This is a genomic window from Arenimonas sp., from assembly GCF_019459675.1.
Taxonomy (GTDB): domain Bacteria; phylum Pseudomonadota; class Gammaproteobacteria; order Xanthomonadales; family Xanthomonadaceae; genus Arenimonas.
Window position 1 is genome coordinate 1 of sequence record NZ_JAIBFH010000352.1, and the last position, 3924, is coordinate 3924.

General features: G+C 70.1%; 3 protein-coding genes. 2 read left to right on the top strand and 1 reads right to left on the bottom strand.

Translation table 11 applies throughout. The features are described 5' to 3' along the window. Positions 1–834 (top strand): glycine--tRNA ligase subunit alpha (gene glyQ, locus K0M70_RS11730; RefSeq protein ID WP_290782118.1); only part of this gene is annotated, 834 nt, incomplete at its 5' end. Further along, the gene (glyS, locus tag K0M70_RS11735) at positions 827–3013 is read left to right on the top strand and encodes a glycine--tRNA ligase subunit beta (protein ID WP_290782121.1); all 2187 of its coding nucleotides are present in this window, start codon (positions 827–829) and stop codon (positions 3011–3013) included. The genes glyQ and glyS, both read left to right, overlap by 8 nt. Before the next feature lie 21 nt (positions 3014–3034). On the opposite strand, the gene K0M70_RS11740 is transcribed toward glyS, so the two are convergent. Further along, positions 3035–3883: a PepSY-associated TM helix domain-containing protein gene (locus tag K0M70_RS11740; RefSeq protein ID WP_290782123.1), complete on the bottom strand. Its 849-nt coding sequence runs from the start codon at positions 3881–3883 to the stop codon at positions 3035–3037. Between the last annotated feature and the right edge of the window lie 41 nt (positions 3884–3924).

The window sequence follows — 3924 nt, forward strand, 5'->3', positions numbered from 1 at the left end:
GCGGGGGCGCCGCCCCCCACCCCCCGGCCACACTCCGGCCGCGCCGGGCCCCCCGCCCCGTGCCGCCCCGCCTATGTGCAGCCCTGCCGCCGCCCCACCGACGGCCGCTACGGCGAAAACCCCAACCGCCTGCAGCGCTACTACCAGTACCAGGTGGTGCTCAAGCCCAACCCCGACGACATCCTCGACCTCTACATCGGCTCGCTGAAGGTGCTGGGCATCGACCCGCTGGTGCACGACCTGCGCTTCGTCGAGGACAACTGGGAATCGCCCACGCTCGGCGCCTGGGGCCTGGGCTGGGAAGTCTGGCTCAACGGCATGGAAGTCACGCAGTTCACCTACTTCCAGCAAGCCGGCGGCCTGGAGTGCAAGCCGGTCACGGGCGAAATCACCTATGGGCTGGAGCGTCTTTGCATGTACCTGCAGGACGTGGACAACGTCTTCGACCTGGTCTGGACCCGCGGCCCGCAGGGCGACGTGACCTACCGCGACGTCTACCACCAGAACGAAGTCGAACAGAGCACCTACAACTTCGAACACGCCGACGTGGCCGAGCTGTTCCACCGCTTCGACGCCTGCGAAGCCGAAGCGCTGAAGCTGGTCGAGCTGGGCCTGCCGCTGCCGGCCTACGAACAGGTCTGCAAGGCCAGCCACTCGTTCAACCTGCTTGATGCGCGCCGCGCCATTTCCGTGACAGAACGCCAGCGCTACATCCTGCGCGTGCGCACGCTGTCGCGCGCCTGCGCCGAGGCCTACTACGCGCAGCGCGAGAAGCTGGGCTTCCCCGGCCTTCGCGACGCGTCCACCCTCGCCAAGGAGCCCGCCAATGGCTGACCACCTGCCCCTGCTGATCGAGATCGGCACCGAGGAGCTGCCGCCCAAGGCGCTGCCCGAACTGGCCCAGGCCTTCTACGACGGCGTGCTCAAGGCGCTGGCGGCACGACGCATCACCCTGCCCGACGTGCCCGGCGAACTGCCGGCGCAGCCGCTGTATTCGCCGCGCCGCCTGGCCGTGTACCTGCCGGCCGTGTCCACCCAGCAGCCGCAGCAGCACAGCGAAGTGCTGGGCCCGTACACCAACGTCGGCCTGGACGCGGAGCGCAACCCAACCCCGGCGCTGCTGGGCTTTGCGCAGAAGAACGGCATCGAATGGGAAAAGCTCGACCGCGTCACCGACGCCAAGGGCATGCGCTTCGTGGCGCGCAGCAACCGTCCGGGCGCGCGCACCATCGACCTGCTGTCGGAAATCGTCAACGAAGCGGTGAAAGGCCTGCCGATCCCCAAGCCGATGCGCTGGGGCAGCCGGGAAGTCGGCTTCGTGCGGCCGATGCACTGGCTGGTGATCCTGTTCGGTCGCGACGTGGCGCCGGGCGAAGTGCTGGGCTTCAAGGCCGACCGCATGAGCCGCGGCCACCGCTTCCATCACCCCAAGCCGGTGTGGCTCAACGACGCGGGTGAGTACCTGCAGGCGCTGCGCGAGGCCTGCGTGCTGGTGAACCCGCGCGAGCGGCGTGACCGCGTGCGCACCGAAATCACGGCCGCCGCGCGCGAAGCCGGCGGGACGGCACGCATTCCCGACGACCTGCTTGAGGAAGTGAACTGCCTGGTGGAATGGCCCAGGGCCATCCTGTGCAGCTTCGAACCCGGCTTCCTGCGCGTGCCGCACGAAGCGCTGGTGTCGACGATGCAAAGCAACCAGAAATTCTTCCCGGTGCTGGATGCCGACGGCAGGCTGAGCGAGAAGTTCATCGGCGTCGCCAACCTCGAAAGCAAGGACCCCGCGCAGATCCGCCAGGGCTACGAGCGCGTGATCCGCCCACGCTTCGCCGACGCGCAGTTCTTCTACGACGAAGACCTCAAGCAGGGCCTGGCGTCGATGGCCCAGGGCCTGGCCGGCGTTACCTACCAGCAGAAGCTGGGCAGCTACGCCGACAAGACCACCCGCGTGGCCGCACTGGCCGCCGTTATCGCGCCGCAGGTGGGCGCCGACGCCGAGCTGGCCAAGCGCGCCGCGCAGCTGGCCAAGGCCGACCTGCAGAGCCGCATGGTCGGCGAATTCCCCGAACTGCAGGGCATTGCCGGGCGTTACTACGCCACCGCGGCCGGCGAACCGGCCGACGTGGCCAACGCCATCGACGAGGCCTACCAGCCGCGCTTCGCCGGTGACGCCATCGCGCCGTCCCCGCTGGGCCAGGTGCTGGCCGTTGCCGAGCGCCTGGACACGCTGGCCGGCGGCTTTGCCGCGGGCCTCAAGCCCACCGGCAACAAGGACCCGTTCGCCCTGCGCCGCAGCGCGCTGGGCCTGGCGCGCACCATCATCGAAGCCGGCTTCGACCTCGACCTGCCCAGCCTGATTGATGCGGCGCTGGACCGGGTGGCGATCAACATGACCCTGGTGGAAAAGCGCAGCCGCGACCACGCCGCGAAGGCCGCCGCCGCTTCGGGCGTCGAAGTGGCGGGAGCCATCCCGCCGGTCGGCGGCGTCACCCTGGCGCAGGTCAACGAGCTGCAGGACTTCATCCTCGACCGCCTGCGCAGCTACTACGCCGACCAGAACGTGCCGGGCACGCAGTTCGAGGCCGTGGCCGACGTCCGCCCGCCGTCGTTGCTCGACTTCGACCGCCGCCTGAAGGCCATCGCCGAATTCGCGCGCCTGCGCGAAGCGGCGTCGCTGGCCGCGGCCAACAAGCGCATCCGCAACATCCTCAAGAAGGTCGAAGACCCGATCCCGGCCGCCGTGGACGCCGCCAAGCTGTCCGATCCGGCCGAGATCCGCCTGCACGATGAACTGGTGTCGGCGCTGGCCGACACCGACCCGCTGCTGGCGCAGCGCGATTACGTCGGCACGCTCAAGCGCCTGGCCGCGCTGCAGCTGCCGGTGGACGCGTTCTTCCGAGACGTGATGGTGATGGCCGACGACACCAGCGTGCGCGACAACCGCCTGGCCCTGCTCAAGCAGATCGCCGACCGGTTCGCGACCGTGGCCGCCGTGGAGCAGCTGTCGGCGGGCTGAGTGGGCGCCGCAGCTTGGGCATCAGGCACGCGCCGGCGCATTGCGCCGGCGTTTGTTTTTCGCCCGCCGGTCCAGGTACAGCTGCCAGCCGGTAACGGTGAACAGAGGCATCGCCAGGCTGGCCAGGCAGAACAGCAGCAGGCCCGGCCACCCGAAGTAGCTGCCGCTGTGCAGCGGGAACAGGCTCGCCACCAGGCGCTGGCCCACCGGCTTTTGGTCATGGCGTTCGTGGGCGGTCACCGCCAGGCTGGCGGCATCCAGCACCAGACGATGGCTGGCGCGCTCGTGCTCGGGATCGCTGTCGAGATAGCTCAGCTCCAGCGCTTGGCCCGGCGCCGCCGGCAGACGCAGCGTCACCCGTGAAAACGACGGCACGTTGGCATGGAAGGCGGCAAAGGCAGCGCCCACGTCGACACGGGGCGCTTCGGGCGCCGCGCTGCCCGAGCCGCTGGCCGCGCCGCGCGGCCCACCGCCGATGGCCGGCGCCGGCATGCCGGCCAGGTCCTGCAGTGCAGTGCGGAACGCCGGGTAGGACCACGTCAGCCCGGTGACGGCCATCAGCAGGTAGGCCAGCACCAGCCACGTGCCGATAATCACGTGCAGCTGGCGCAGGAAACCCCGGCCCGTCAGCCGCCAATGCAGCACCAGCCAGCTGCGCCAGCGCCAGGCCTTGCGCGGCCAGCGCAGGTAAAGGCCCGACAGGCAGAAAAACACCAGGGCCACCGTGGATGCGCCGACGATCTGCTTGCCGACGGCGTCGGCCGCCAGCCAGCGGTGGATCTGCATCACCTTGCGGAAGAAGGCCTCCCCGCGGGGCGCGCGCCCCCAACCCCCCCCAGCAGAGTTACCCAAAAAGCGAATCCACCGCACCCGCCCACCCCGGGCCCCGGCGGCCCCCCCCCCCCCCCACC

Bases quoted from the DNA above. Each gene is read 5' to 3' on its own strand.
- glyS (WP_290782121.1), top strand. From the start codon at position 827: ATGGCTGACCACCTGCCCCTGCTGATCGAGATCGGCACCGAGGAGCTG.